Here is a 22,355-nt window from a genome sequence, read left to right on the forward strand (position 1 = left end):
GGAGAATGTCCGGGTTCACTCTGCCACTGTGGGCTGAGGACGCACTGAGAGCGTCCGCGATCCGGGGCCCAGCGCGGCGGGGGTGCGCGGGAACACCATGAGCCAGACGGCTGCCGCGAGGAATCCCAGGTCTCGCAGGATCTCGGAGGCGTAATCCCACGCGTCGGCGTCGGCGACGGTGCCACCACCACCGAAGCATCCGCAATCGATCGACAAGCCGCGCGCCCATGCCGAGGCAATCGCCGCGATGAGCACTACCAGGCCTATCGCACTCGCCACCGCCGCCGGGCGTACCGCCAGCCCGATGAGCAGCAACAGTCCCAGGATGAGTTCGACCACCGGGAAGACTGCGGCGAACGGCCGCACCAGGTCGGCGGGAAGGAGTTGGTACGCCCGTACCGCGACTACGGTCTGCGTGGGGTCGGAGAACTTGCTCCACCCCGACACCAGCCACACGGCTGCCAAACCCACGCGCGCAGCCGTCGAGACGATGCGAATCCACACAGGTTCGACACTACCGATCCCGTGCTCAGCTGCCAGTGTCCTTGATCACCTCGTCCGCCGGGGCGATGCGGTCGGGGGTGCGGCGGCCGGCGAGGAACCACGGAACCGCAGCGACCAGCATGATCACGCCCGTCACGGCGAACGCCGTCGAGAACGACAGGTGCTGGGCGAGCAGTCCCGCCACGACCGGCCCGATCACCGTGCCGACGTCTGCCGTCATCTGGAACGTGGCGAGGACTGGGCCACCGCGCGCCTTGCTGCCGACGACGTCGGCGACCGCGGCCTGCTGTGACGGGTTCGACAGACCCGACCCTAGCCCTGCCACGAACGACGTGATGAGGAAGAGCGCCACGCTCTCGGTCAGTCCCATCACGATGGTGCCGACACCGCAGATCATCAGTCCGGCGAGGACGAACGGCCGCCGTCCGTACCGGTCGGACCACCTGCCCGCGCGGATGAGCACGACAGCATTGCCCACGGCGAATGCGGTGAGAGCGATGCCTGCGAACGCCTCTCCCTGCCCCAGGGCTTCGACGACGAAGAGCGGCACCATCGCGACGCGCACCCCGAACACGGCCCAGCCGTTGGCGAAGTTCGAACCGAGAGCGGCGCGGTAGATCGGGGAGCCCAGCGCTTCCCGCAACCCCATGATCCGGAGCCGTTCGCCCGTGGTGGGCTGCGCCAGGTGCGACGAGCGCAACATCACGCCCACCACAGCGGCGGCGATCAGCAGGGCCACGGCGTAGATCAGGAACGGTGCCCGCAGACCGAGGCCTGTCAGAGCGCCGCCCACGAGGGGGCCGAAGATATTTCCGAGCAGGAAGCTGGTGGCGTACAGGCCCGAGACGCGACCACGGGCATCGGGCGGCGCGATACGCACCAGCAGGCCCAGTGCCGACACCGTGAACATCGTAGAACCGATACCGCCGAGCCCCCGGAAGACGAGCAGCTGCCAGTAGGTTTCCGCGAAAGCGCACGCGCCGGTCGAGACGGCCACAATGAGCAGCCCCGTGATGTAGATGGGCCGCTCCCCCAGCTTCTGGACGAGCCGCCCGCTGAACGGGGCGAATATCAGGCGCATCGCGGCGAACGCCGAGATCACGACCGATGCGGCGGTCACTCCCACGTCGAAGCTGCGTGCGAATTGCGGAAGTGCCGGGGCGACGAGGCCGAAGCCGAGCGCGATGACGAAACTCGCCGCGACCAGAACCCAGATCTCCCGCGGCAACGCCGCCTCACGTGTACGCATGATGCCCACGATGTTAGCTACGCGCACGACCCGGCCGGCGCCGCGGATCCCCGCGCCGCACGCCGACCGGGACGGGACCGATCAGGACAGGACCGACGAGACGAGGTCCCGGGCCGCCTGCTGTACCTCCGCGAGGTGCTCCGGTCCCCGGAAGGACTCCGCATAGATCTTGTAGACGTCCTCGGTCCCGGAGGGCCGGGCGGCGAACCATGCGTTCTCCGTGGTCACCTTCAGGCCACCGATAGGGGCCCCGTTGCCCGGGGCGGTGGTGAGCGTCGCGGTGATCGGCTCCCCGGCGAGTTCGGTGGCGTCGACCTGGTCGGGAGACAGTTTCGCGAGCACCGCCTTTTGGTCGCGCGTCGCCGGTGCGTCGACCCGGGCGTACGACGGACTGCCGTACCGGGCCGCGAGGTCTCCGTAGTACTGCGAGGGGCTCTTGCCCGCGACGGCCGTGATCTCGGCAGCGAGCAGAGCCAGGACGATGCCGTCCTTGTCGGTGGTCCAGACCGAGCCGTCGTGCCGGAGGAACGACGCACCCGCACTCTCCTCACCTCCGAAACCCAGCGAGCCGTCGAGCAGGCCGGGCACGAACCACTTGAAACCGACCGGTACCTCGAGCAGGGACCGGCCGAGACCCGAGGCGACCCGGTCGATCATCGACGAGCTGACCAGGGTCTTGCCGACCTTACTTTCGGCAGACCACCCGGGCCGGTTCCGGAACAGGTAGTCGATGGCCACCGCGAGGTAGTGATTCGGATTGAGCAGACCGGCGTCCGGAGTGACGATGCCGTGCCGATCGGCGTCGGCGTCGTTGCCGGTCGCCAGGTCGAAATCGTGACGCGCCTCGATCATGGACGCCATCGCATTGGGCGACGAGCAGTCCATGCGGATCTTGCCGTCGGTGTCGAGTGTCATGAAACGCCAGGTTCCGTCGACGAGGGGGTTCACGACCGTCAGGTCCAGATCGTGCCGTTCGGCGATTTCGCCCCAGTAGTCGACGCTCGCGCCGCCCATGGGATCGGCACCGATGCGCAGTCCTGCGGCGCGGATCGCACCGAGGTCGACGACGTTCGGCAGGTCGTCGATATAGGTCGCGAGGAAGTCGTATCGCCCTGCCCCGCCCAGGGCGGAAACCACCGAAACCCGTTTCACTCCGGCGAGTCCGGCGGCGAGCAGTTCGTTGGCGCGTGCCGCGATCGCCGAGGTCGCGTCACTGTCGGCAGGACCACCCGACGGCGGGTTGTACTTGAAGCCGCCGTCGCGCGGAGGGTTGTGGGAGGGGGTCACCACGATCCCGTCTGCACGGTGGCCTGCCCCTGCGTTGTGCCGCAGGATCGCATGGCTGACCGCAGGCGTCGGGGTGTAACGATCGCGGGAATCGATGACGACTTCGACGTCGTTGGCGACGAGCACCTCGAGCGCGGTGGCCCACGCGGGTTCGGACAGTGCATGCGTGTCGCGGCCGAGGAACAGCGGTCCCCCGGTGCCCTGCCCCGCGCGGTATTCGACGATCGCCTGCGTGGTGGCGAGAATGTGGTCTTCGTTGAACGCACCGGCGAGGCTCGAACCGCGATGCCCGGACGTTCCGAATGCCACCTGCTGCAGCGGGTCTTCCGGGTCCGGTTTCACGGTGTAGTACGCGGTGACCAAGTGTGCGAGGTCTTCCAGATCCTCCGCAGTCGCCCGCTGCCCCGCTCGTTCGTGCGCCATGTGACCTCCTCGTCGACGGTATAGGTCTCATCTTGCCCGTGTGCGCCGAGGCATGCGCGAGGTACACCCCTGATCGAGAGCCAACAGAACATGATTCGAACGACGGGTGTAGCCCCTCACGTGCCGGGTACCGCGGCGGGCGAGACGCCGCGAGAGGGCTCTCGGACCGAACGACGATCATCCGAAAGGAGAAGTACCGATGCCTGATTCGAACAACCCCGGACAGTTCGGCAACCGTGAGGACACCGAAGAACAGGCCCGTCGCGGTGGCGAAGCCGGCACCGGAAGATTCGGCGACAAGAACAGTGCCGATCCCAGCGAGGCCGGGCAGCAGGGGCGCGCAGGCGCAACCCACCGAAGCCAAGGCCCGCGGCGGCGAGAACAGCGGAAACTCGTCACCGAGGATGCAGGACGCGGCGGTGCCGCATAGCCGCCCCGCACCTGGGTATGCGGCGCGTGACCGTTCCCATCTCGACCAAGGAGCCATGGCTACCGGTGAAACCGGATTCGACGACGTCAGTTTCGATTTGATCTCGGTGCAATACCACTCGCTCAAGGCCGGTCACGATTACGGCCAGTATGTGCGCGACGCGAAAAATGCCGGCCTCGACGACATCGCCGCATTCTTCGAGCAGGTCATGGCCGAAGATTCCGAGCGCGCACGTCGTTGTCACGAATTCCTCGCGCAGATCACAGGCTCGTCCCAGGCCGGGCCGGCGATGTCCCGATCCCCGCAACCCGATCCAGACCCGGGCGGGCTGTCCCCGCCCGGGTCGACCAGCCGAGGGGCCCGTCGGCCCACATCACGAGACCGAAGAGTGCTCGTCACGTAAGCCGCGGTGCGCCACACGTTTTCACGCGAACAACCGCGCCTATTGACGGTAGGATTCGACCTCTCCTGCCGGGCGCGGCTCCGCATCGTCGGGGTCTCCGCCGAACTCCGCTTTTGCCCGCCGTTGCCGCAGCAGATCCCAGCACTGATCGAGACGCTGCTCCACCATGCGCAGTTCCTCGCGGTCCTCGCCGGTGACCCCGTCGCTTCCTGATTGCCTGCGCAACTCCTGCTCCCGCTGGACCAACTGTTCGATTCGCCCGAACAGATCTTCTTCTGTCATCGTCGGTCTCCTTCTACACAGCGCGTGTCGAACCAGTGCATTCCGAAGGCATAGCCGGTGGCGTGTATGCCAAACACTGTCCAACCAATGCACGGCGGCATCCCCCGCCCCGTTGCGCCGGACCCGAAAAAAATCTCCGGTCTCGCGTGTATGCCCCGGCGACTCGGGTATAGATCCGAACGAGCCGCAATGAGGGCTGTCGCAAGACAGGAAGTTCATCCGAAAGGAGCTGTACCAGTGGCAGATTCGAACAATCCCGGACAGTTCGGCAATCGTGAGGACACCGAAGATCAGGCCCGTCGCGGAGGCGAGGCCGGCACCGGAAGCTTCGGCGACCAGAACAGTGCCGATCCCAGCGAGGTCGGCAGCAAGGGCGCCCAGGCGCAGCCGACCGAGGCCAAGGCCCGCGGAGGCGAGAACAGCGGCGGCGGTAACTCGTAGCCCACGCACGGAAGGGCCCGGCACGATGCCGGGCCCTTCCGGTGTGTTCGTGGCAGTAGACCGGTCGGCGGCACACGATGTCGCCGGTCCCTGTTGATCGGGATCACACCCGCGTACCCGGAATACCGCGGAACGAGAGTGTGTTGAACGGGGCGGATCGGGACGGCACCGTGTCCCCCGGGCTCAATCCCGTTGCCGTCGCAGAGTTCCGTTGGGCTGGAGCTGCGATATGCCTTTCGCCGTGAGGCGACCGGACGTCCCGATCCACTTCGTACTTACCGGGAATCCCCATCCTCTGCGGAGGACGAGGCCTCGTCGGCGTCGCCGAACATGACCGCGAGGCGCGCTTTGATCTCTGCTGTACTCATCGATCCGCTTCGGCTGGTATGGCGAACAGGGTCCGAGGACGAACCAGACGACGTGCCGATAGCTGAAAACGTGGAATCACTCATTTCGACCGGGTGGTCCTTTCAGGGCAATACCTCGATACGACCTCTGTGCCTGACTGGAGAACCGCCTCGATGAGGACGGGTAAGCCCGCTCCGGGAGAGAACCCCAGACAGGCGGGCAACTGGCTGTACCCGGGTCTCCCGGCGCGATCGCGCCGGAGAAGACCTATTCTTTCTACCTCTGTTCGGTCGTCGGCGCCACTCGGACAACCGACCAGCGCCGTCGAAATCTGTTCTTGCCCACAAGATCAGCTACGCATGCGCGGAGTACCCACCGACGTAAGCTGGGCGATCAGTCGAGACGGTGCTCGGCCGGATCGACCGCGGACCGGGCCACCGCCTCGAGCAGCGCCAGATCTTCCGGGTGAATGTCGGTGCGGTCGGAGGCGGTTTCGAGAACCATCCGGATCTGCCGCTCGAGGGCGGGCACATGCTCGGGCCGGCCCGCGTCACGGACGTGCTCGACCAGCATCCGCAACACCCGGATCAGCGCCAGCGTCACATGCACCTGACCGGCACTGGTGCGACGGATCTCGTCGAACGCATGCCCGATGTATTCGTCGGGCGAGAGCAGCCACGGTCGCACCAGCACCCGCCCGTCGGGGCCACCCACCGACACTTCCTGCTCCGGTGCAACGAGGACGATTCGCAGCAGACTGCCCAGTCGCAGAACGACCTCGATTGCCGTCGTGGGGTCGTTGATCGCGGGACTGAGCGCGCGCAACGCGATGTCGACGAGTTGCCGCAGTCCGAAGTCGAAATCCTGCTGCATGGTTCGGGCGTCGCCGATCGTGACCGTGGCGAGGAGGCGGGCGCGTACACGTTCGGCGTCCTGCGGTGCGGGATGAATGCGCATGAGAACTTCCCCGCGGTGGATATACGCGCCCGGTCGCGTCTCGAGTCGCACGACCGTCGACGGCGGGATCGCGTGGAGGATGTACTCGGTCGGCGCCTGCGAGACCCACCCGTCCGCATGGGCCAGCACTGTGACGTCGTCTGCGGACTCGTCGAACCGCACCGGCCCGGCCGGGACTTCCCGTTCTGCCGCACGGGTCATCGCCTCGATCACCAGGTCCGCTTCGTTGCTGATGGACCGGACCACCTCGCCGACCTGTAGCCGGTGTGCAAGCCGGTCGAGGTACGCGACGATCAGCATCACCGTCGCGACGGTCAGGACAAGTGACACCGTCATCGCGATGCTCGGTGCGGGCGACGTGGCGTCACCACCGACGTGACGCAGGGTGAGGACGCAGAATACGAACGTCGCGACGAGCATGCCTATTACGGTCTGGCTGAAGCGATCCCGGATGAACGAGCGCATCACGCGAGGAGAGAACTGACTGCTCGCCAGTTGCAGGCTCACGACCGTCAGCGAGAAGACCACTCCCGCGGTGGTGATGGTGGCGCCGGCGACGGTGCTGAGCAACCACGTCGCCGCGTTGGTCTGCATGTCCACGGTCCACGGCGCCGAGTCCGCGTCCTCGACGGTTCGGTCGAGCACCGCGGTCACCTCCGCGGCGACCACGCCTGCGACGACGATGAGCGCGGGCAACGCGAACAGGCTTTCCCGGAATCGGTACACGGCCGACGCCAGGCGCAGACGGGGCAGCGGAGCGGGGGCGGTCCTCATGCCTGCCGACTGTATCCATCGAGCGACCCGCCGGCGGAACATCCGTCGACGTCGGCGGTCACACGTATTCGTTTTCACAGCCGCGGGTTCCGATGATTTCTTCCCGACCCGCAGGTCATACCCGACGACCGCGTCCGATCCACCCCGACAGGAGGGCACCGTGCCCGATTCCTTCGATGTCGTCAGCACCCGCACGTTCAGCGCACCAGCCGAGGAGGTGTGGCGCGCGTGGCAGGACCCGGAACATGTCAAGAGGTGGTGGGGACCTCACGGTTTCACCGTGCCGGTCGCGGACCTCGACTTCCGGGTCGGTGGCACGTCACTGGTAGGCATGCGCGCTCCGGCCGAGTACGGCGGACAGGACATGTTCAACACCTGGACCTACCGCAGGATCGAGCCGACCAGTCTCCTCGAGTTCGACCTCGCCTTCACCGATGCGTCGGGCACGCGGGTCGCATCCCCGCCCGGGGTCCCCGAAGACGTGCGGCACGTCATCACGTTCGTGCCGGGCAGCGACGGCCGGACAATGCTGACCGTCACGGAGTTCGGGTACGCGGATGAACAGGCACGCGACCTGTCGAAGGCAGGGCTCGAGCAATGCCTCGACAAGATGACGGATCTGCTGACGAGCTAGCTAGCCTTCCCTCGTCAAAAAAAGGACCCCGGGTGGGATACCTCGAAAGGTCTCCCACCCGGGGTTTCGGTGGAGCTGCCGGGAATCGAACCCGGGTCCTCCGCCGCCTCGCCAGGGCTTCTCCGTGTGCAGTTCGCTATGTCTCTACTTGGATCTCCCGTTCCCGCGAACAAGACGAGATGACGATCCCAGTCGCTGTTTGATGTCCCATCCGACTCCGCGACCGAGCCGAACGGTAAAGCTCTCTAGTCGATGCCAGGATCCGGGTCGAGAGCAAACCCGGTCTGACAGAGACGCAATCGCTACTTAGGCAGCGAGGGCGTACTCGCGCTGAGTGGTCTCGGCGCTTAATTGGTTGCAGCGACGCTTACGGTGGTCTCTTGCCTGCACCGACACGCTTCCCCTAGCTCAACGTACGCAGTCGAAACCGTTCAGCCCCGCACGTCCCTGCGAGGTCGTGTAACCCCGCAGGACTACCCACTGTAGCGACGAATCCGCCCGTTGTCATTCTCATTGTCACAGCGGGCCGACGAGAGGGAATGAGCCTGATCACACCGCATCCGCTACCACTGGCGGACGCGGACCGGAATCACTCGGACCGGCACCGAGTAGTCGTCGCGAAAGCGGGCGGGCGTGTAGTCGAGGGAGGCCATCTGCTGCTCGTACTTCTCCACGTATCGGTTCCAGTCGTCGTCCGGAACGTCGGCGTCGAGGACGGCGTGGCCCGTGAACACCGCGACGTCGCCGCCGTGGGCATCCGAGTTGAGGTTGAGCGCCACGCGGGGATCGGCGGCGATGTTTGCGAGTTTGCGTGTGCCCGGCTGCGAGAACAACAGGAAGCTGCCATCCCTCCACAGAAACCACACGGGGGTCGGCACCGGCGTGGACTTCGCGTCCACCGTGGTCAGCCAGATCACCGATTCGTCGGCGAGCCTCCGCGCGACGGTGACGGACAGGTCGAGAGTATCGGTCATCGGTCGCCTCCCGGCAGCTCACACGGACTCGCGGCAAGCAGAGACGAGCTCGCAGGTCGCTGTCCCGAACAACCTTCAGGCTACGGTCGGCGCGCAGGTTCCGGCCGGGCTTCGAGCAGACTCACGCCGCGACACTGATGAGCGCTACCGCAACACCTGCCGCGAGCATGCCGAGCAGCCGGAGCCGGCCCACGCGTTCCCCCAGCACGATCATCGCGAGGAGGACCGTCGCGGCGGGGTACAGGGCTGCGACGACACTGACGAGCGACAGCATGCCCTGCTGGTACGCGAAGATGAGGGCACCGTTCGCGAGGACGTCGAGCGCACCGATCCCGATCAGGACCGGCATCATCGATTTCGTCGGCCACACCACGCCGCGCCAGACGGCACCGATGACACACCACACGACGAGCGTCGCGGTCACGCGCGATACGGCGAGCCCCCACAGCCCGGTTCCCTCCTCGATCCGGCCGAGGGCGATGAACGACAGGGCGAACGCGACGCCCGATCCCACGGTCAGCCACGCCACCTTCGCGGTGAAGCGCGGGTGTTCCGTGCCGACGACGGTCTCGTCGGATTCCCAGCTGACGAGTGCGACTGCCACGACGGCAACGAGGATGCCGACGTAGGAAAGTGCGCCCGGCCGCTCACCGAGCGAGATGCCGACGACCACCGGGATGCCCGCCACGAGAACCGCGGTGAGCGGGGACACCACCGACATCGGGCCCGACGCGAGTGCCAGATAGAACCACCAGATCGCGATGCCCCCGGCGACGCCCGCAACGGCTCCCCACCCGAGGGACGACACGGTCGGTTCGCCGCCCACGAGCGGCGCGACCGCCAACGCGAGCAGGAGAGAAATCGGATAGGTGACCGCGACGACGCCGAGGGCGCTGGCACGACGCGAAGAGGCTCCACCCGCGAAGTCGCTGAGCCCGTACGCGAGGGCCGCGACCAGCGCGAGGGCGACCGCGATCAGCGGCGCATACCCTTCACGCGTCGTCCCAGTTCGCGGGTCACCTCACGTTCGGCAGTCCGGCGCGCGAGATCCTGACGCTTGTCGTAGTCCTGCTTACCGCGCGCGAGCGCAAGCTCGACCTTGACCTTGCCGTCGGAGAAGTACATCGACAGCGGCACGAGAGTCTGGTTGCCCTCGCGGGTCTTGCCGACGAGAGTGTCGATCTCGCGGCGGTGCAGCAGCAGCTTGCGGGTGCGGCGCGGAGCATGGTTGGTCCATGTGCCGTGCCCGTATTCCGGGATGTGCAGTCCGCGCAGCCACACCTCACCGTCGTCGACTGTGGCGAATGCGTCGACGAGCGATGCCTTGCCCTCCCGGAGGCTCTTCACCTCGGTCCCGACGAGAGCGATCCCCGTCTCGAAGGTGTCGATGATGGCGTAGTTGTGACGTGCCTTGCGGTTGGTCGCGATGACCTTCCGGCCCTTTTCCTTCACTTACAGGCCCTTCCGGTCCTCGAACGGTCGATACAGAACACACTCCAGCATAGGAACCGCGGCAACTCGTTATTCACGCACGTACAGGCGAAGGGTCACGTACGAGGTCAACGCCGCCATTCCCACGCCGACGAGAACGAGGAACGGCGCGATGAACAGGACGTCGCTGTCGGTGATGCGGGCGACGATGTTCGCGTCGTACACCTCGGAGAGCATGTCGTCGACGAACATACTCTTGGCTGCGAAGAGCCCCCCGATCGCCAGCGCGGCACCGACCACCGCGGCAACCACGGCCTCGAGCAGGAACGGCAGCTGGGTGTACCAGCGGGTCGCGCCGACCAGCCGCATGATGCCCACCTCGGTCCGGCGGGTGAACGCCGCGATCTGCACCATGTTGGCGATGAGCAGCACCGCCGCGATCGCCTGGATGGTCGCGATGGCGAAGGCGGCGTTGCGGATACCGCCGAGCACGCCGAACAGCCGCTCGACGAGGTCCTGCTGGTTGAGGACGCTGTCGACTCCGGGTCGCGTCCCGAATTCGTCCTGGATCATGGCGAACCGGTCCGGGTCCGACATCTTGATCTTGAACGATGCGGGGAAGCTGTCGGCGCTCACGAGTTCGGCGAGCTCGGGCTGGTCCGCGAACACGCGATCCGTCGCGTCGGCCACCGCGTCGTCGCGGCTGAGGTACTGCACCGAGACGACGTCGTCGGTGTTCTCGATGTCGCTGCGCAGCGTGCTGCAGATCTCCTGCTCGCACTCCGGGTCGAGTGAGGAGACGTCTTCGGTGAGGAACACCTGCACTTCCACGCGGTCGAGGAAGATCTGCTGCGTCTTGCCCGCCATCTGGACCACCAGCAGGCCGGCTCCGAACAACGCGAGAGAGATCGCGGTGGTGAGGATCATCGCGATCGTCATGGTGAGGTTTCGGCGCAGGCCGGTGGTGACCTCGCTGAACAGGAAACTGGCACGCATCGGGTGGGGGATCCTTCGGTTGCCGGGTGGAAGGCGGGAGCGGGACTGGTGCTAGCGGCCGACGCCGTACACGCCGCGTGCCTCATCGCGGACGAGCCGCCCGAGATCGAGTTCGACGACCCGTCGCCGCATCGAGTCGACGATGTGGTGATCGTGCGTCGCCATCAGGACCGTGGTGCCGGTGCGGTTGATGCGCTCGAGCAGCAGCATGATGTCCTGGCTGGTTTCCGGGTCGAGGTTGCCGGTGGGCTCGTCGGCCATCAGCACGAGCGGACGGTTGACGAACGCCCGCGCGATCGCGACGCGCTGTTGCTCGCCGCCGGACAGTTCCGCGGGAAGCCTGTCGGCTTTACCCGAGAGCCCGACGAGGTCGAGAACCTCGGGGACGGTGCGCTCGATCACCGTGCGGGGTTTGCCGATCACCTCGAGAGCGAAGGAGATGTTCTCGGCGACGGTCTTCCGTTGCAGCAGCCGGAAGTCCTGGAAGACGCAGCCGAGGTTCTGCCGCAGTTTCGGCACCCGGCGACCGGACAGCCGATTGACGTGGAAGTCCGCGACGTGGATTTCTCCGCTCGTCGGCCGGTCCTCCCGCAGCAGCAGACGCAGAAACGTCGACTTACCGGAGCCGGACGGCCCGATGAGGAACACGAACTCGCCCTTCTCCACTTCGACGGACACGTTGTCGAGGGCAGGACGCGTGGACGTCTTGTAGGACTTGGACACATTCTCCAGCCGGATCACGACGCCATGCTAGCCGTTACCGGACGGTGATCTACTGCTCCGGCCCACCGGTCTCCGAGGTGTCGCTCTGCTCGTCCACGCTCGGGAGTCCCGGAATCTGCAGATCGAAGGGCATCTGCCTGGTCGTCGTGGTCGTGCCGGTCGTGGGTGCCGGCGGAGCAGGTTCGGTCCTCGTGGCGGTCGGCACGCCCGGGTTCGGCGGCACCGTCGTCGTCACGGACGGCGGGGTGCCGGTCCCGGACGGATAGGTGGTCGCCGTCGGAGGCAGTGTCGTCGCCGTCGGTGCGGTCGACGCCGGAGGCACATACGGAACGTAGGGCGTCTCGGAGATGATCACCGCCGACGGGGGAACTTCGGCAGGCTTGTCGGGCTGGTTGAGGAACAGGTAGAGCATCCACAGCGCGAGCCACAGCACGCACAGGCCCAGCGTCGCGGTGCGGACCTTGCCGCCCAGCAGATGCGACGGTATCCGGGACCAGAAAGGCTTTTCGCCGCTCACGGGGCCTCCGACCGATCGACGACACTCGCGGTGCCGAGTTGCGGGGTGACGGTGATCCCCTGGACCCGCAGAGCACGCGCGATCCGTGCACGGAGCAGGCGACCGACCTGGAACTGTTTACCGGGGAGCGTACGAGCCACCATCCGGACGCTGAGCTGATCGACCTCGAGGCTTTCGACGCCCATCACGCTGGGTTCGTCGAGGAGCAGTTCGCGTACGCGGGTGTCGTTGTACGCCGCGACGCCGACCTCGCGGAGGATGTCGGTGACGTCGGAGATGTCGGCGCTGACCGGAATCGGCACGTCGACCACGGCGCGCGCCCAGTCCTTCGACAGGTTGACCGCCTTGTTGATCTGGCCGTTCGGCACGATGATGACCTCACCGGCGGTGCTCCGGACCCGGGTGACCCGCAACGTCACGTCTTCGACGGTGCCGACGGCGTCCTCGGAAGCACCCGTGACGGAGATCTGCACGGTGTCGCCGAACCCGTACTGACGTTCGGTGATGATGAAGAAGCCGGCGAGGATGTCCTGGACGATGCGCTGCGCCCCGAAACCGAGCGCTGCACCGATCACCGTCGCCGGCGCGACCAGGCTGCCGAGCGGCAGGTCGAGGTGGTCGAACACCTTCAGCGTCGCGATGATGTAGATGAACGAGATCAACATCCACGTGATGACCTGCGCCATCGAGTGGCGATGCTTTGTGGCCTCCGATCGCACCAGGTCGTCGGATTGCTCGTAGGTCTCGTCGATGCGCCGGGTGATCCGCTCGCCGCCCCAGGACACGAACCGGGCGATCAGTGTCGCACCGAGGACGGTCAGGACGATCAGCAGCCCGTTGCTCGAGAGCCAGTCGAGGAGACTACTCCCGGGAAACACCACGCGACCGCCTCTCACCCCTCATCACGACTTCTGTTCCTCCCGCATCCGCCAGCGGATCCCGGCTTCGAGGAAGCCGTCGATGTCGCCGTCGAGTACAGCGGACGGATTGTTGACCTCGTACTCGGTACGGAGGTCCTTGACCATCTGGTACGGATGCAGCACGTACGAGCGCATCTGGTTGCCCCACGAGCTGCCGCCGTCGCCCTTGAGCGCATCCATCTCGGCGCGCTCTTCCTTGCGCTTGCGCTCGAGCAGCTTCGCCTGCAGCACGCGCATCGCGGCGACCTTGTTCTGCAGCTGCGACTTCTCGTTCTGACAGGTCACGACGATGCCGGTCGGGATGTGGGTCAGGCGCACCGCGGAGTCGGTGGTGTTGACCGACTGGCCACCCGGGCCGGACGAGCGGTAGACGTCGACGCGCACGTCGTTCTCGTCGACCTCGATGTGGTCGGTGGTCTCCACCACGGGAAGCACTTCGACCTCTGCGAAGGACGTCTGACGACGGCCCTGGTTGTCGAACGGGCTGATCCGCACGAGGCGGTGGGTTCCCATCTCGACCGAGAGCGTCCCGTAGGTGTACGGGGCCTTGACCGTGAAGGTCGCGGACTTGATGCCCGCTTCTTCCGCGTAGGACGTGTCGTAGACCTCGACGCCGTAGCCGTGCTTGTCGGCCCAGCGGATGTACATGCGCATGAGCATCTCGGCCCAGTCCGCGGCGTCGATTCCGCCGGCGCCGGCGCGGATGTTGACGAGGGCGTCGCGCTGGTCGTACTCGCCCGACAGCAGCGTCCGCACCTCCATCGCCTGGATGTCGACCCGCAGGCTTGCGCGTTCGGCGTCGGCGTCGGCGTGTGCCGCGACGGCGGCGTCGTCCTCTTCACCTTCGGCCAGCTCGTAGAGCACCGGCAGGTCGTCGAGCCGCTCGCGCAGGTTCTCGACGCGCCGCAACTCGCCCTGCGCGTGCGACAACTCGCTGGTCACCTTCTGCGCGTGCTCCTGGTTGTTCCACAATTCGGGGTCCGCGGCCTGGTGCTCGAGTTCGTCGATCCGGCGGCGCAACTCCTCGACGTCGAGGACGGACTCCACGGTGCGGAGGGTCGTATCGAGTTCGGCCAGGTCTGCGGAAACATCGGGGTGCACGATTTTCAAGGGTAGCCGCTAGCGTTTCCTTCATGCCCACCGACTACACCGCAGATCTGGACCTCGCCCTCCGCCTCGCAGACGACGCGGATGCGATCACCCGCAACCGCTTCGGCGCGCTCGACCTCGAGGTCGACGACAAGCCGGATCTGACTCCCGTGTCGGACGCCGACCTCGCTGTCGAACGGTTGGTGCGTGAGGTTCTCGAAGCCGAGCGCCCGGGTGACGCGGTGCTCGGTGAGGAGTTCGGCGGTGACGCGGTGTTCTCGGGCCGCCAGTGGGTCGTCGATCCGATCGACGGCACCAAGAACTTCGTGCGGGGCGTCCCGGTGTGGGCGACATTGATCTCGCTGCTCGACGACGGCGTGCCCGTCGTCGGTGTGGTGAGCGCTCCGGCCCTGAATCGGCGCTGGTGGGCAGCCGCCGGTGCAGGCGCCTTCGTTTCGTACGACTCGGGCGAGCCCCGGCGACTCGCGGTGTCGCAGGTACGCGCGCTCGAGTCCGCGTCGCTGAGCTTCTCGAGCCTGTCCGGCTGGCGCGAGCGCGGACTGCGGGAGCAGTTCGTCTCCCTCACCGACGAGGTGTGGCGGGTACGTGCGTACGGCGACTTCTTCTCGTACTGCCTGCTCGCGGAAGGTGCGCTGGAGGTCGCGCTCGAACCGGAGGTATCGCTGTGGGACCTTGCCGCATTGGACGTGCTGGTTCGCGAGGCGGGCGGGCGGTTCACGAACCTCGAAGGTGCCGCCGGCCCGCACGGTGGGAGTGCCATCGCAACCAACGGACACCTGCACGACGAGGTTCTCGCGCGCCTGCGGTGACGACGTGACGGGGCGATGCGGCCAGGGGGCACTTACCCAGTAGTAGACATCACACCTTACTCAGAAGTAAGATCGGTTATCGTCCGCTCCCGCATCGAGAAACCTCTGGTGATCATGAGCAAGCAAGACAGCGTGCCCCGGAACACACCTCGCCGCGACACCTCCGCCGTCGGTCTCAACCCGTTCAAACGCGACGCCATGGGTGCCGCGATGCGCGTTCTCACGCGGATCACCGGGTCCGAACTCGCCGATCGGTACAACATCCGGCAGACCATCGACCGGGTCACGTACCAATCCACGAAGACCGGATTCAAGACGCTCGGCGCCGCGACCCGCACCTTCAAGAAGGTCTCGGGCGGCAGTTCGCCGCAGCGCCTGACGACGGCGAAGAACGCCGACTTCTTCGACCTCACGCCCACCGACGATCAGCAGATGATCACGGAAACGGTGCGCGAGTTCGCCGCGGAGATCATCCGCCCGGCCGCCTACGACGCCGACGCCGCCGCGGCCGCCCCCGCGGACCTGCTCGCACGCGCCGCCGAACTCGGCATCACCATGGTCAATGTCCCCGAGGCGTTCGACGGTGTCGCCACCGAACGCGGCGTCGTCACCAACTCCCTGGTCGCCGAAGCGCTTGCGCACGGCGACATGGGTCTCGCACTTCCGATCCTCGCCCCGAGCGGTGTCGCCGTCGCGCTGACCCAGTGGGGCACCGACGAGCAGCAGCAGACCTACCTTCCCGCATTCGCGAGCGAGGACGTCCCCCAGGCGTCGGTGGTGGTCGCGGAACCGCGTGCTCTGTTCGACCCGTTCGCCCTGCAGACCAAGGCGGTCCGCTCCCCCAGCGGTTACCGCCTCAACGGAGTCAAGGCGCTCGTACCGGCCGCGGGTAGCGCCGAACTTTTCATCGTCGCAGCGGAACTCGACGGAAAGCCGTCGTTCTTCATCGTGGAGGCGAAGAGCAAGGGCGTCGTCATCGAGGCGGACCCCAGCATGGGCCTGCGCGCCGCCGGACTCGGACGTCTCCTGCTCGAGGACGTCGCGGTTCCGCAGTCCGCCCTGCTCGGCGACGAGAACCCGGACGTGCGCGCCGAGCAGTACGCCGACGCCGTGCGGCTCTCGCGCCTCGGCTGGGCGTCGCTCGCACTCGGCACCTCCCAGGCGGTGCTCGACTACGTGATCCCCTACGTCAACGAGCGGCACGCGTTCGGCGAACCGGTCAGCAATCGTCAGGCCGTCGCATTCATGGTCGCCGACATCAAGATCGAATTGGACGGCATGCGTCTGGTGACCCTGCGCGGCGCATCGCGCGCGGAGAAGGGCCTGTCGTTCGCCCGCGAGGCCGCGCTCGCCCGCAAGCTCGCGACGGACAAGGGCATGAAGATCGGCCTCGACGGCGTGCAGCTGCTCGGTGGCCACGGTTTCACGAAGGAACATCCCGTCGAGCGCTGGTACCGCGACCTGCGTGCCATCGGTGTCGCCGAAGGCGTCGTCCTCATCTGAGCGGCCCGATCCGAACAAGGAACCTGTGATGATCAATCTCGAACTTCCCAAGAAGCTCAAGGCTTCCGCGAACCAGGCCCACCAGGTCGCCGCGCAGATCTTCCGTCCGATCTCCCGCAAATACGATCTCGCCGAGCACGAATACCCCGTCGAGCTCGACACGATGGCGGCCATGGTCGAGGGCCTCAACGACTCGGGTCAAGGCACCGCGGGCGCAACCCTCGGACGAGACGCGAAGGCCAAGACGGAAGCGTTCGGAAATCTCAACGGCGGCAACATGGCCGGCCTCCTCAATGTGATCGAAACCTGCTGGGGCGACGTCGGCCTCACGTTGTCGATCCCCTATCAGGGCCTGGGCAACTCCGCCATCGCAGCCGTCGCCACCGATGAGCAACTCGAGCGCTTCGGCAAGGTGTGGGCCTCGATGGCGATCACCGAGCCCGGATTCGGGTCCGACTCCGCAGCGGTGACCACCACCGCCGTGCTCGACGGCGACGAGTGGGTTCTCAACGGCGAGAAGATCTTCGTCACCGCGGGCGAGCGCTCGACGCACGTCGTCGTGTGGGCGACCGTGGACAAGTCCCAGGGCCGGGCCGCGATCAAGTCGTTCGTCGTGCCGCGGGAAGCACCGGGTCTCAGCGTCGCCCGGCTCGAGCACAAACTCGGCATCAAGGCGTCCGACACTGCGGTCCTGCTGCTCGACAACTGCCGCATCCCCAAGGACAACATCCTCGGCTCACCCGAGGTGAATGCCGAAAAGGGTTTCGCCGGGGTCATGCAGACCTTCGACAACACCCGTCCGATCGTGGCAGGCATGGCCGTCGGTCTCGGCCGCGCGGTGCTCGAGGAGTTGCGGGTGATCCTGAAGGACGCCGGCGTCGAGGTGTCGTACGACGTTCCCGCCAACAATCAGCACGCTGCGGCGGCCGAGTTCCTGGCGCTCGAGGCAGATTGGGAAGCGGCGTATCTGCTCGCCCTCCGGGCGACGTGGATGGCCGACAACAAGAAGCCCAATTCCCTCGAGGCGTCGATTTCCAAGGCCAAGGCCGGCCGGACCGGCACGGCGGTGTCGCTCAAGGCGGTCGAACTGGCCGGCACGTACGGGTATTCGGAGCGCCCGCTGCTCGAGAAATGGTCACGCGACTCGAAGATTCTCGACATCTTCGAAGGCACCCAGCAGATTCAGCAGCTCATCGTCGCGCGACGCGTACTCGGAAAGTCGTCGGCCGAGTTGAAGTAGACCGGCCGCACAGCAACTGCGCCACAAGCCGACAGACGCAATGGGCGGCACCTTCGGGTGCCGCCCATCGCTCGTCGAAAGCTCCTACCCCGCCCGCAGAGCGCTGAGGATGTGCGGCCGGGCCCGCCACAGTTCCTCGGACCAATACGGCCAACTGTGGGTGCCGACGTTCGGGAAGTTGTACGTCGCACCGATGCCCAGGCTGTCCAGCCGCGCCTGGAACGCGCGGGTGGTCGCGAGGGACAACGCTTCGAGTCCCATGCCGTTGGCGGTGTTGACCACATCCACCATGTTCTCGACCCGGTTCGCATATCCGGGGATTCCGCTGCCCGCCGAGACGTACATCGGCAACCCGCGCAGGCTCTCGGCCTGAGTGAACGGGTCGTTGCGCGCCCACGACTCGTCCCACGGCGGACCGTACATCGCATCGACGTTGTACAGACCGGCGTCGAGCATCGCGATCCGGATCGCCGAGCGCATGCCCGGAGCATTGAGCCAGAGGTATCCCGAGAAGGATGCGGCGAACTTGAACTGATCGCGATGGTGCGCCGCGAGGTTCAGCGCCGCCGTGCCGCCCATCGACAACCCGGCGATGCCGGTGCGGGTGCGGTCCACTCCGCGTGCGGCGAGCGCGGCGGGCAGGTGACGGGTCAGGAACGTCTCCCACTTGTACGTCACGCCCTGCTGGTTGAAATTGCTCGCGTTGTACCAGTCGCTATACCAACTGGACTCACCGCCCACCGGCATCACGAGGGTGACGTCGTCGAGTGCGAACTGCTCGAAGGCGTTCGTCTCGAACGACCACGCGTTGGCATCCGGGCGGGCACGCATCCCGTCGAGCAGGTACAGCGACGCACTGCCGCCCCGCTTGGCCCACTGCACCTGGCACTTGATCGGGCCCATCTCCGAGGGCACCCAGATCTCTTCGTACCCTCCCCGGGGTACTGCCCTCGCAACGCCCGGTGCGGAGGTGGCCAGGGCCGCGGCGCCGGCGAGTCCGGCTGCGCCCGCGAACGCTGTCTTGAGCATCGTTCGCCTGCTGAGTGAGGGGTTGTCGGAGCGGGTCACGCGTAGCACCTGCACCCTTTCTGTGGGCATGTCACCCACGGACGTCGATCGAGTGTTCTCCGATTTCATCGACGCCCGGTGCGTCCGTATTACCCCGATCGACCTCCGCTCGGCGCGAATCGCCTGGTCGCCGGCGTTCTTCAGTGACATGTCCCACCATGCGCAGACTGCTGGGCGGTCGGCGCTCCCGAAAATACGGACATTCCGCCCCATGTGACGTGTATCACTACTAGGGTGAGGAGCGCACGCCGTTACCTCCATCCATGTATGCCGCCGAAAGGGCCTCCCGATGCCGGTGCTCGACCTCGCCAAAAATGTCCGCGGTGCCCTCGACAGCGTCACCGACGCGGTCGGTGCTCTCGCCGTGATGCGGCGGGCGGGCCTCCTCCACTTCCCCCGGGTCGACCAGAGCCTCGCCACCATGGCCGCCGCACGTAAGTACGGGCCCTTCGCGGGGCCCGTGCACGCTCACGCCGCCCGCGGGTCGGACGTGGCCGCCATCATCGACGAACGGGGCGAGGTCACCTACCGGGAACTCGAAGACTGGTCGAACGGACTCGTGCACGCGTGGAAGAACGCCGGCGTCACTCCCGGCTCGTCGATGGGGATCATGGCCCGCAACCACCGTGGGCTCGTCGTCACGATGCTCGCAGCCGCCAAGCTCGGTGCGCGGCTGGTGATGATGAACACCGGGTTCGCCCCGCGCCAGCTCGCGGAAGTAGCGGAGCGGGAGGCGGTCACGACGTTCGTGTTCGACTCCGAGTTCGCCGATGTCGCCGCCGCGCTCCCCGAGAGTGTGCGTCGTTACGTGTCGTGGAAGGACGACGAGGTCCCTGGTGTTCCCACGCTCGAGGAAGCGATCGAAGGAGTCGACGTCTCCGCACCTCCGGCACCGCCGGTCTTCGGAGGATTCGTGCTTCTGACCAGTGGCACGACCGGAACGCCGAAGGGCGCACCGCGCGGTCGCACCTCGCCGCTCGCCTCTGCCCAGTTCCTCGACCGGGTGCCGCTGCGTCCGGGTCAGACCATGCTGATGGCCGCTCCCGCGTTCCACGGCACCGGGGTGTCGCAGTTCGCGATCGCCCTCGCCCTGGGGCAGACGATCGTGATGATGCGCCGCTTCACGCCGACGGACACACTGAGCCTGATCGATCGGCACCACGCGAACGTGCTGGTCGTGGTGCCGACGATGCTCCAGCGAATTCTCGACCTCGGTCCGGAAAAGATCGCGGAGTACGACACGTCGAGCTTGAAGATCATTTTCTCGGCGGGTTCGGCGCTCTCCCCCGATCTGTGCCGCCGCACGCGCGAGTCGTTCGGAGATGTGCTGCACAACCTGTACGGGTCCACCGAGTGCGCCGTGGCGACCGTCGCGACACCCGAAGACATCCGCCTCGCCCCGGGTACCGCGGGGCGCCCTCCCGTGACCTGCCGGGTCGCGTTGTTCGATCCGGACGGTCGCCGCATCACCGAACCCGGCGTCGTGGGCCGCATCTTCGTCTCCAGCGGACTGAGTTTCGCCGGGTACACCGACGGCCGCGACAAGGAGCGCATCGACGGGATGCTCTCGATCGGCGACCTCGGGCACTGGGACGAGGAGGGACGGCTCTTCGTCGACGGCCGCGACGACGACATGATCGTCTCCGGCGGAGAGAACGTCTATCCGCTCGAGGTCGAGAACCTGCTCGCCGAGCGCGACGACGTGCTCGACGTGGCGGTGGTGGGCATCTCGGACGCGGATTTCGGGCATCGGCTGCGCGCGTTCGTCGTGCCGTCCCCGACCTCCGCCCGCGACGGCGAGGACATCAAGGTCTTCGTACGCTCCAACCTCGCGCGGTACAAGGTCCCCCGCGACGTGATCTTCCTCGACGAACTGCCGCGCAACGCGACCGGGAAACTGCTGCGGCGGGTTCTCGTCGAGATGGAGCCGCCACACAGCGGGGCCGACGAGGGCGAGTCTGCCGCGCCCACAGGCTGATCCGCAGTAGACAACGTTGCAAGGCCCGGGAATCACATGTGATTCCCGGGCCTTGTCGTGGTAGCGGGGACAGGATTTGAACCTGCGACCTCTGGGTTATGAGCCCAGCGAGCTACCGAGCTGCTCCACCCCGCGTTGCATGATCGAACCTACAGGAGCGCGGAATCGGAAAGCAAATCGCTCGGTCGGCCGCCCCGAATGCACAGATGCGGCCCCTCCGACGAGTGAGGGGCGCCACGACCATCGCATGATCCCCAACACATAACGTTGCGGTAACGATCTTGTCTCTACCAGCGCAACACGCCGCCGCGACCTGCGACGACATGTTTTTTCTTTCCCATATATCGGACGAGCGTCGTAACAATTCGCGGGATGAACCGGCCGAAAGGGACTTGTACCTTCGGTGCCGGTTCGACACAACCGAACCTCCGCCGGCCCGCCGCCGTCCACTCTGCCCCGCGGGATCCGGTGGCTACGACACGTCCGAGGGGCGGAGAGCGCGGACACGCGCCCAGACCTCGAGCACCTCGAGTGCGCCGGTCTTCGTGGCCACCGCAGTCCGCGAGCGCGAGAGGATCACAAAACCGATGACCAAATTCTTCAGCAAACGTACTGTCGGCACCGTGCTCGTCACCGGAGTCCTGGCGACCGTTCCGCTCGCTCTGACAACCGGTACCGCGTCTGCCGCCACCCACAACTGGGATGCGGTGGCGCAGTGCGAGTCCGGTGGCGACTGGTCCATCAACACGGGCAACGGTTACTACGGCGGCCTGCAGTTCTCGCAGAGCACCTGGGAGGCCAACGGCGGCACCGGCATGCCGCACCAGGCCACCAAGGAAGAGCAGATCCGCGTCGCGGAGAACACGCTGCAGACGCAGGGGCCGGGCGCATGGCCCGTGTGCGGTCAGTATCTGACGACGGTCGAAGAGCCGGCACCCGCGCCGGCACCGGCACCCGCACCGGCACCTGAGGTTGCACCGGCACCGGCACCGGCTCCCGTCCAGGAAGCACCGGCCCTCCCGGCCGAGGTGCAGCCGTACGTCGACATCGCGGTCCCCGCCGTTCCCGCCGAGGTCCATCAGTACATCGACGTCGCGCGCGGCGTGGCCGTGGAGCTGGGCTACGGCGAGCAGTTCGACCAGGTCCTCGACGCCCTGCCCGGCGTCTGATCCGGCCGACCCTCGGCATCCGCCGTCACGAAACGAAGCGGGGCCCCGCGGTAGAAACCTTCATCCCGTAGATCACCAGCGGAAAGATCACCAGCGTGGACACGGCATAGCCGAGCCACAACGGAATATGCAGCCCGAGTTCGAGACCCTGCGCCATGATCGAGCCTTCGAGGGCGAAGAAGATG

At 66.6% G+C, this 22,355-nt stretch carries 22 protein-coding genes, 1 tRNA gene, 1 other RNA gene and 1 pseudogene; 9 read left to right on the forward strand and 16 right to left on the reverse strand.

Going from position 1 to position 22,355, the window contains the following annotated elements:
- Nucleotides 1-15: 15 nt before the first annotated feature.
- The 3 genes from ACFWBU_RS15935 to pgm all read right to left on the reverse strand — a co-directional run bounded on the left by ACFWBU_RS15935 (nucleotide 16) and on the right by pgm (nucleotide 3,463).
- Complete coding sequence (locus tag ACFWBU_RS15935; RefSeq protein WP_378528706.1) at nucleotides 16-504, reverse strand: MauE/DoxX family redox-associated membrane protein; 489 nt, start codon at nucleotides 502-504, stop codon at nucleotides 16-18.
- A gap of 25 nt (nucleotides 505-529) precedes the next feature.
- Nucleotides 530-1,753 carry an MFS transporter gene (locus ACFWBU_RS15940; protein ID WP_378528707.1) on the reverse strand — a complete coding sequence of 408 codons (1,224 nt, stop codon included), beginning with the start codon at nucleotides 1,751-1,753 and terminating at the stop codon, nucleotides 530-532.
- A gap of 81 nt (nucleotides 1,754-1,834) precedes the next feature.
- Nucleotides 1,835-3,463, reverse strand: a complete 1,629-nt coding sequence (gene pgm / locus ACFWBU_RS15945; protein WP_378528708.1) for a phosphoglucomutase (alpha-D-glucose-1,6-bisphosphate-dependent) — start codon at nucleotides 3,461-3,463, stop codon at nucleotides 1,835-1,837.
- Between the two features lie 199 nt (nucleotides 3,464-3,662).
- Here pgm and ACFWBU_RS15950 point away from each other — a divergent pair, with 199 nt between their 5' ends.
- Both ACFWBU_RS15950 and ACFWBU_RS15955 read left to right on the forward strand, forming a co-directional pair.
- Nucleotides 3,663-3,893 carry a hypothetical protein gene (locus ACFWBU_RS15950; RefSeq protein ID WP_367113029.1) on the forward strand — a complete coding sequence of 77 codons (231 nt, stop codon included), beginning with the start codon at nucleotides 3,663-3,665 and terminating at the stop codon, nucleotides 3,891-3,893.
- Between the two features lie 55 nt (nucleotides 3,894-3,948).
- Nucleotides 3,949-4,182: pseudogene (locus ACFWBU_RS15955) on the forward strand (acyl carrier protein); the annotation flags it as partial.
- A gap of 153 nt (nucleotides 4,183-4,335) precedes the next feature.
- Here ACFWBU_RS15955 and ACFWBU_RS15960 read toward each other — a convergent pair.
- Nucleotides 4,336-4,578, reverse strand: a complete 243-nt coding sequence (locus tag ACFWBU_RS15960; protein WP_296549428.1) for a DUF2630 family protein — start codon at nucleotides 4,576-4,578, stop codon at nucleotides 4,336-4,338.
- Between the two features lie 237 nt (nucleotides 4,579-4,815).
- Here ACFWBU_RS15960 and ACFWBU_RS15965 point away from each other — a divergent pair, with 237 nt between their 5' ends.
- Nucleotides 4,816-5,019, forward strand: coding sequence for a hypothetical protein (locus ACFWBU_RS15965; protein ID WP_378528709.1), 204 nt, complete (start codon nucleotides 4,816-4,818; stop codon nucleotides 5,017-5,019).
- Between the two features lie 741 nt (nucleotides 5,020-5,760).
- On the opposite strand, the gene ACFWBU_RS15970 is transcribed toward ACFWBU_RS15965, so the two are convergent.
- On the reverse strand, nucleotides 5,761-7,098 hold the full coding sequence (locus ACFWBU_RS15970; protein ID WP_206038545.1) for a DUF2254 domain-containing protein: 1,338 nt from the start codon (nucleotides 7,096-7,098) through the stop codon (nucleotides 5,761-5,763).
- Between the two features lie 160 nt (nucleotides 7,099-7,258).
- Here ACFWBU_RS15970 and ACFWBU_RS15975 point away from each other — a divergent pair, with 160 nt between their 5' ends.
- Nucleotides 7,259-7,732 carry an SRPBCC domain-containing protein gene (locus tag ACFWBU_RS15975; protein WP_169619702.1) on the forward strand — a complete coding sequence of 158 codons (474 nt, stop codon included), beginning with the start codon at nucleotides 7,259-7,261 and terminating at the stop codon, nucleotides 7,730-7,732.
- Nucleotides 7,733-7,799: 67 nt separating this feature from the next.
- Here the strand turns inward: ACFWBU_RS15975 and ssrA are convergent.
- From ssrA to prfB, 9 genes are all read right to left on the reverse strand, one after another.
- Nucleotides 7,800-8,171: a transfer-messenger RNA gene (ssrA, locus tag ACFWBU_RS15980) on the reverse strand.
- A gap of 124 nt (nucleotides 8,172-8,295) precedes the next feature.
- Nucleotides 8,296-8,706, reverse strand: coding sequence for a TIGR03667 family PPOX class F420-dependent oxidoreductase (locus tag ACFWBU_RS15985; protein WP_169651721.1), 411 nt, complete (start codon nucleotides 8,704-8,706; stop codon nucleotides 8,296-8,298).
- Between the two features lie 121 nt (nucleotides 8,707-8,827).
- Nucleotides 8,828-9,685 (reverse strand): EamA family transporter, encoded by an 858-nt coding sequence (locus ACFWBU_RS15990; protein ID WP_378528718.1) that lies wholly within the window; start codon nucleotides 9,683-9,685, stop codon nucleotides 8,828-8,830.
- The gene (gene smpB / locus ACFWBU_RS15995) at nucleotides 9,682-10,158 is read right to left on the reverse strand and encodes an SsrA-binding protein SmpB (protein ID WP_169619705.1); all 477 of its coding nucleotides are present in this window, start codon (nucleotides 10,156-10,158) and stop codon (nucleotides 9,682-9,684) included. The genes ACFWBU_RS15990 and smpB overlap by 4 nt, the downstream gene beginning before the upstream one ends.
- Before the next feature lie 69 nt (nucleotides 10,159-10,227).
- On the reverse strand, nucleotides 10,228-11,133 hold the full coding sequence (ftsX, locus tag ACFWBU_RS16000) for a permease-like cell division protein FtsX (RefSeq protein ID WP_296549426.1): 906 nt from the start codon (nucleotides 11,131-11,133) through the stop codon (nucleotides 10,228-10,230).
- Between the two features lie 51 nt (nucleotides 11,134-11,184).
- A complete protein-coding gene (gene ftsE, locus ACFWBU_RS16005; protein WP_169619707.1) occupies nucleotides 11,185-11,874 on the reverse strand; it encodes a cell division ATP-binding protein FtsE in 690 nt (229 codons plus the stop codon).
- 31 nt (nucleotides 11,875-11,905) lie between these two features.
- Nucleotides 11,906-12,373, reverse strand: a complete 468-nt coding sequence (locus ACFWBU_RS16010) for a hypothetical protein (RefSeq protein ID WP_378528710.1) — start codon at nucleotides 12,371-12,373, stop codon at nucleotides 11,906-11,908.
- Nucleotides 12,370-13,254: a mechanosensitive ion channel family protein gene (locus ACFWBU_RS16015; protein ID WP_378528711.1), complete on the reverse strand. Its 885-nt coding sequence runs from the start codon at nucleotides 13,252-13,254 to the stop codon at nucleotides 12,370-12,372. The genes ACFWBU_RS16010 and ACFWBU_RS16015 overlap by 4 nt, the downstream gene beginning before the upstream one ends.
- 21 nt (nucleotides 13,255-13,275) lie before the next feature.
- The gene (prfB, locus tag ACFWBU_RS16020; protein ID WP_378528712.1) at nucleotides 13,276-14,394 is read right to left on the reverse strand and encodes a peptide chain release factor 2; all 1,119 of its coding nucleotides are present in this window, start codon (nucleotides 14,392-14,394) and stop codon (nucleotides 13,276-13,278) included.
- Between the two features lie 32 nt (nucleotides 14,395-14,426).
- Here prfB and hisN point away from each other — a divergent pair, with 32 nt between their 5' ends.
- The 3 genes from hisN (at nucleotide 14,427) to ACFWBU_RS16035 (ending at nucleotide 17,955) form a co-directional block, all read left to right on the forward strand.
- On the forward strand, nucleotides 14,427-15,212 hold the full coding sequence (hisN, locus tag ACFWBU_RS16025; protein WP_378528713.1) for a histidinol-phosphatase: 786 nt from the start codon (nucleotides 14,427-14,429) through the stop codon (nucleotides 15,210-15,212).
- 108 nt (nucleotides 15,213-15,320) lie between these two features.
- Nucleotides 15,321-16,715, forward strand: a complete 1,395-nt coding sequence (locus ACFWBU_RS16030; RefSeq protein WP_378528714.1) for an acyl-CoA dehydrogenase family protein — start codon at nucleotides 15,321-15,323, stop codon at nucleotides 16,713-16,715.
- 28 nt (nucleotides 16,716-16,743) lie between these two features.
- Nucleotides 16,744-17,955 (forward strand): acyl-CoA dehydrogenase family protein, encoded by a 1,212-nt coding sequence (locus tag ACFWBU_RS16035; protein WP_378528715.1) that lies wholly within the window; start codon nucleotides 16,744-16,746, stop codon nucleotides 17,953-17,955.
- Between the two features lie 84 nt (nucleotides 17,956-18,039).
- On the opposite strand, the gene ACFWBU_RS16040 is transcribed toward ACFWBU_RS16035, so the two are convergent.
- Nucleotides 18,040-18,984 carry an alpha/beta hydrolase family protein gene (locus tag ACFWBU_RS16040; protein WP_169651825.1) on the reverse strand — a complete coding sequence of 315 codons (945 nt, stop codon included), beginning with the start codon at nucleotides 18,982-18,984 and terminating at the stop codon, nucleotides 18,040-18,042.
- A 328-nt stretch (nucleotides 18,985-19,312) separates the two neighbouring features.
- On the opposite strand from ACFWBU_RS16040, the gene ACFWBU_RS16045 reads away from it, so the two are divergent.
- On the forward strand, nucleotides 19,313-21,001 hold the full coding sequence (locus ACFWBU_RS16045) for an acyl-CoA synthetase (protein WP_296549425.1): 1,689 nt from the start codon (nucleotides 19,313-19,315) through the stop codon (nucleotides 20,999-21,001).
- Between the two features lie 58 nt (nucleotides 21,002-21,059).
- On the opposite strand, the gene ACFWBU_RS16050 is transcribed toward ACFWBU_RS16045, so the two are convergent.
- Nucleotides 21,060-21,136: transfer RNA gene (locus tag ACFWBU_RS16050), tRNA-Met, on the reverse strand.
- Nucleotides 21,137-21,588: 452 nt separating this feature from the next.
- On the opposite strand from ACFWBU_RS16050, the gene ACFWBU_RS16055 reads away from it, so the two are divergent.
- Nucleotides 21,589-22,170 (forward strand): transglycosylase family protein, encoded by a 582-nt coding sequence (locus tag ACFWBU_RS16055; protein ID WP_378528716.1) that lies wholly within the window; start codon nucleotides 21,589-21,591, stop codon nucleotides 22,168-22,170.
- The last annotated feature ends 185 nt before the right edge of the window (nucleotides 22,171-22,355 follow it).

The sequence above is a fragment of the Rhodococcus sp. NPDC060084 genome (assembly GCF_042730335.1).
GTDB lineage: Bacteria > Actinomycetota > Actinomycetes > Mycobacteriales > Mycobacteriaceae > Rhodococcus.

Coding starts and splice junctions, on each gene's coding strand:
- ACFWBU_RS15950 (WP_367113029.1), top strand. CDS start 3,663: ATGCCTGATTCGAACAACCCCGGACAGTTCGGCAACCGTGAGGACACC.
- ACFWBU_RS15960 (WP_296549428.1), bottom strand. CDS start 4,578: ATGACAGAAGAAGATCTGTTCGGGCGAATCGAACAGTTGGTCCAGCGG.
- ACFWBU_RS16055 (WP_378528716.1), top strand. CDS start 21,589: ATGACCAAATTCTTCAGCAAACGTACTGTCGGCACCGTGCTCGTCACC.
- ACFWBU_RS16035 (WP_378528715.1), top strand. CDS start 16,744: ATGATCAATCTCGAACTTCCCAAGAAGCTCAAGGCTTCCGCGAACCAG.
- hisN (WP_378528713.1), top strand. CDS start 14,427: ATGCCCACCGACTACACCGCAGATCTGGACCTCGCCCTCCGCCTCGCA.
- ftsX (WP_296549426.1), bottom strand. CDS start 11,133: ATGCGTGCCAGTTTCCTGTTCAGCGAGGTCACCACCGGCCTGCGCCGA.
- ACFWBU_RS16040 (WP_169651825.1), bottom strand. CDS start 18,984: ATGCTCAAGACAGCGTTCGCGGGCGCAGCCGGACTCGCCGGCGCCGCG.
- ACFWBU_RS15940 (WP_378528707.1), bottom strand. CDS start 1,753: ATGCGTACACGTGAGGCGGCGTTGCCGCGGGAGATCTGGGTTCTGGTC.
- ACFWBU_RS16045 (WP_296549425.1), top strand. CDS start 19,313: ATGCCGGTGCTCGACCTCGCCAAAAATGTCCGCGGTGCCCTCGACAGC.
- pgm (WP_378528708.1), bottom strand. CDS start 3,463: ATGGCGCACGAACGAGCGGGGCAGCGGGCGACTGCGGAGGATCTGGAA.
- ACFWBU_RS15985 (WP_169651721.1), bottom strand. CDS start 8,706: ATGACCGATACTCTCGACCTGTCCGTCACCGTCGCGCGGAGGCTCGCC.
- ACFWBU_RS15970 (WP_206038545.1), bottom strand. CDS start 7,098: ATGAGGACCGCCCCCGCTCCGCTGCCCCGTCTGCGCCTGGCGTCGGCC.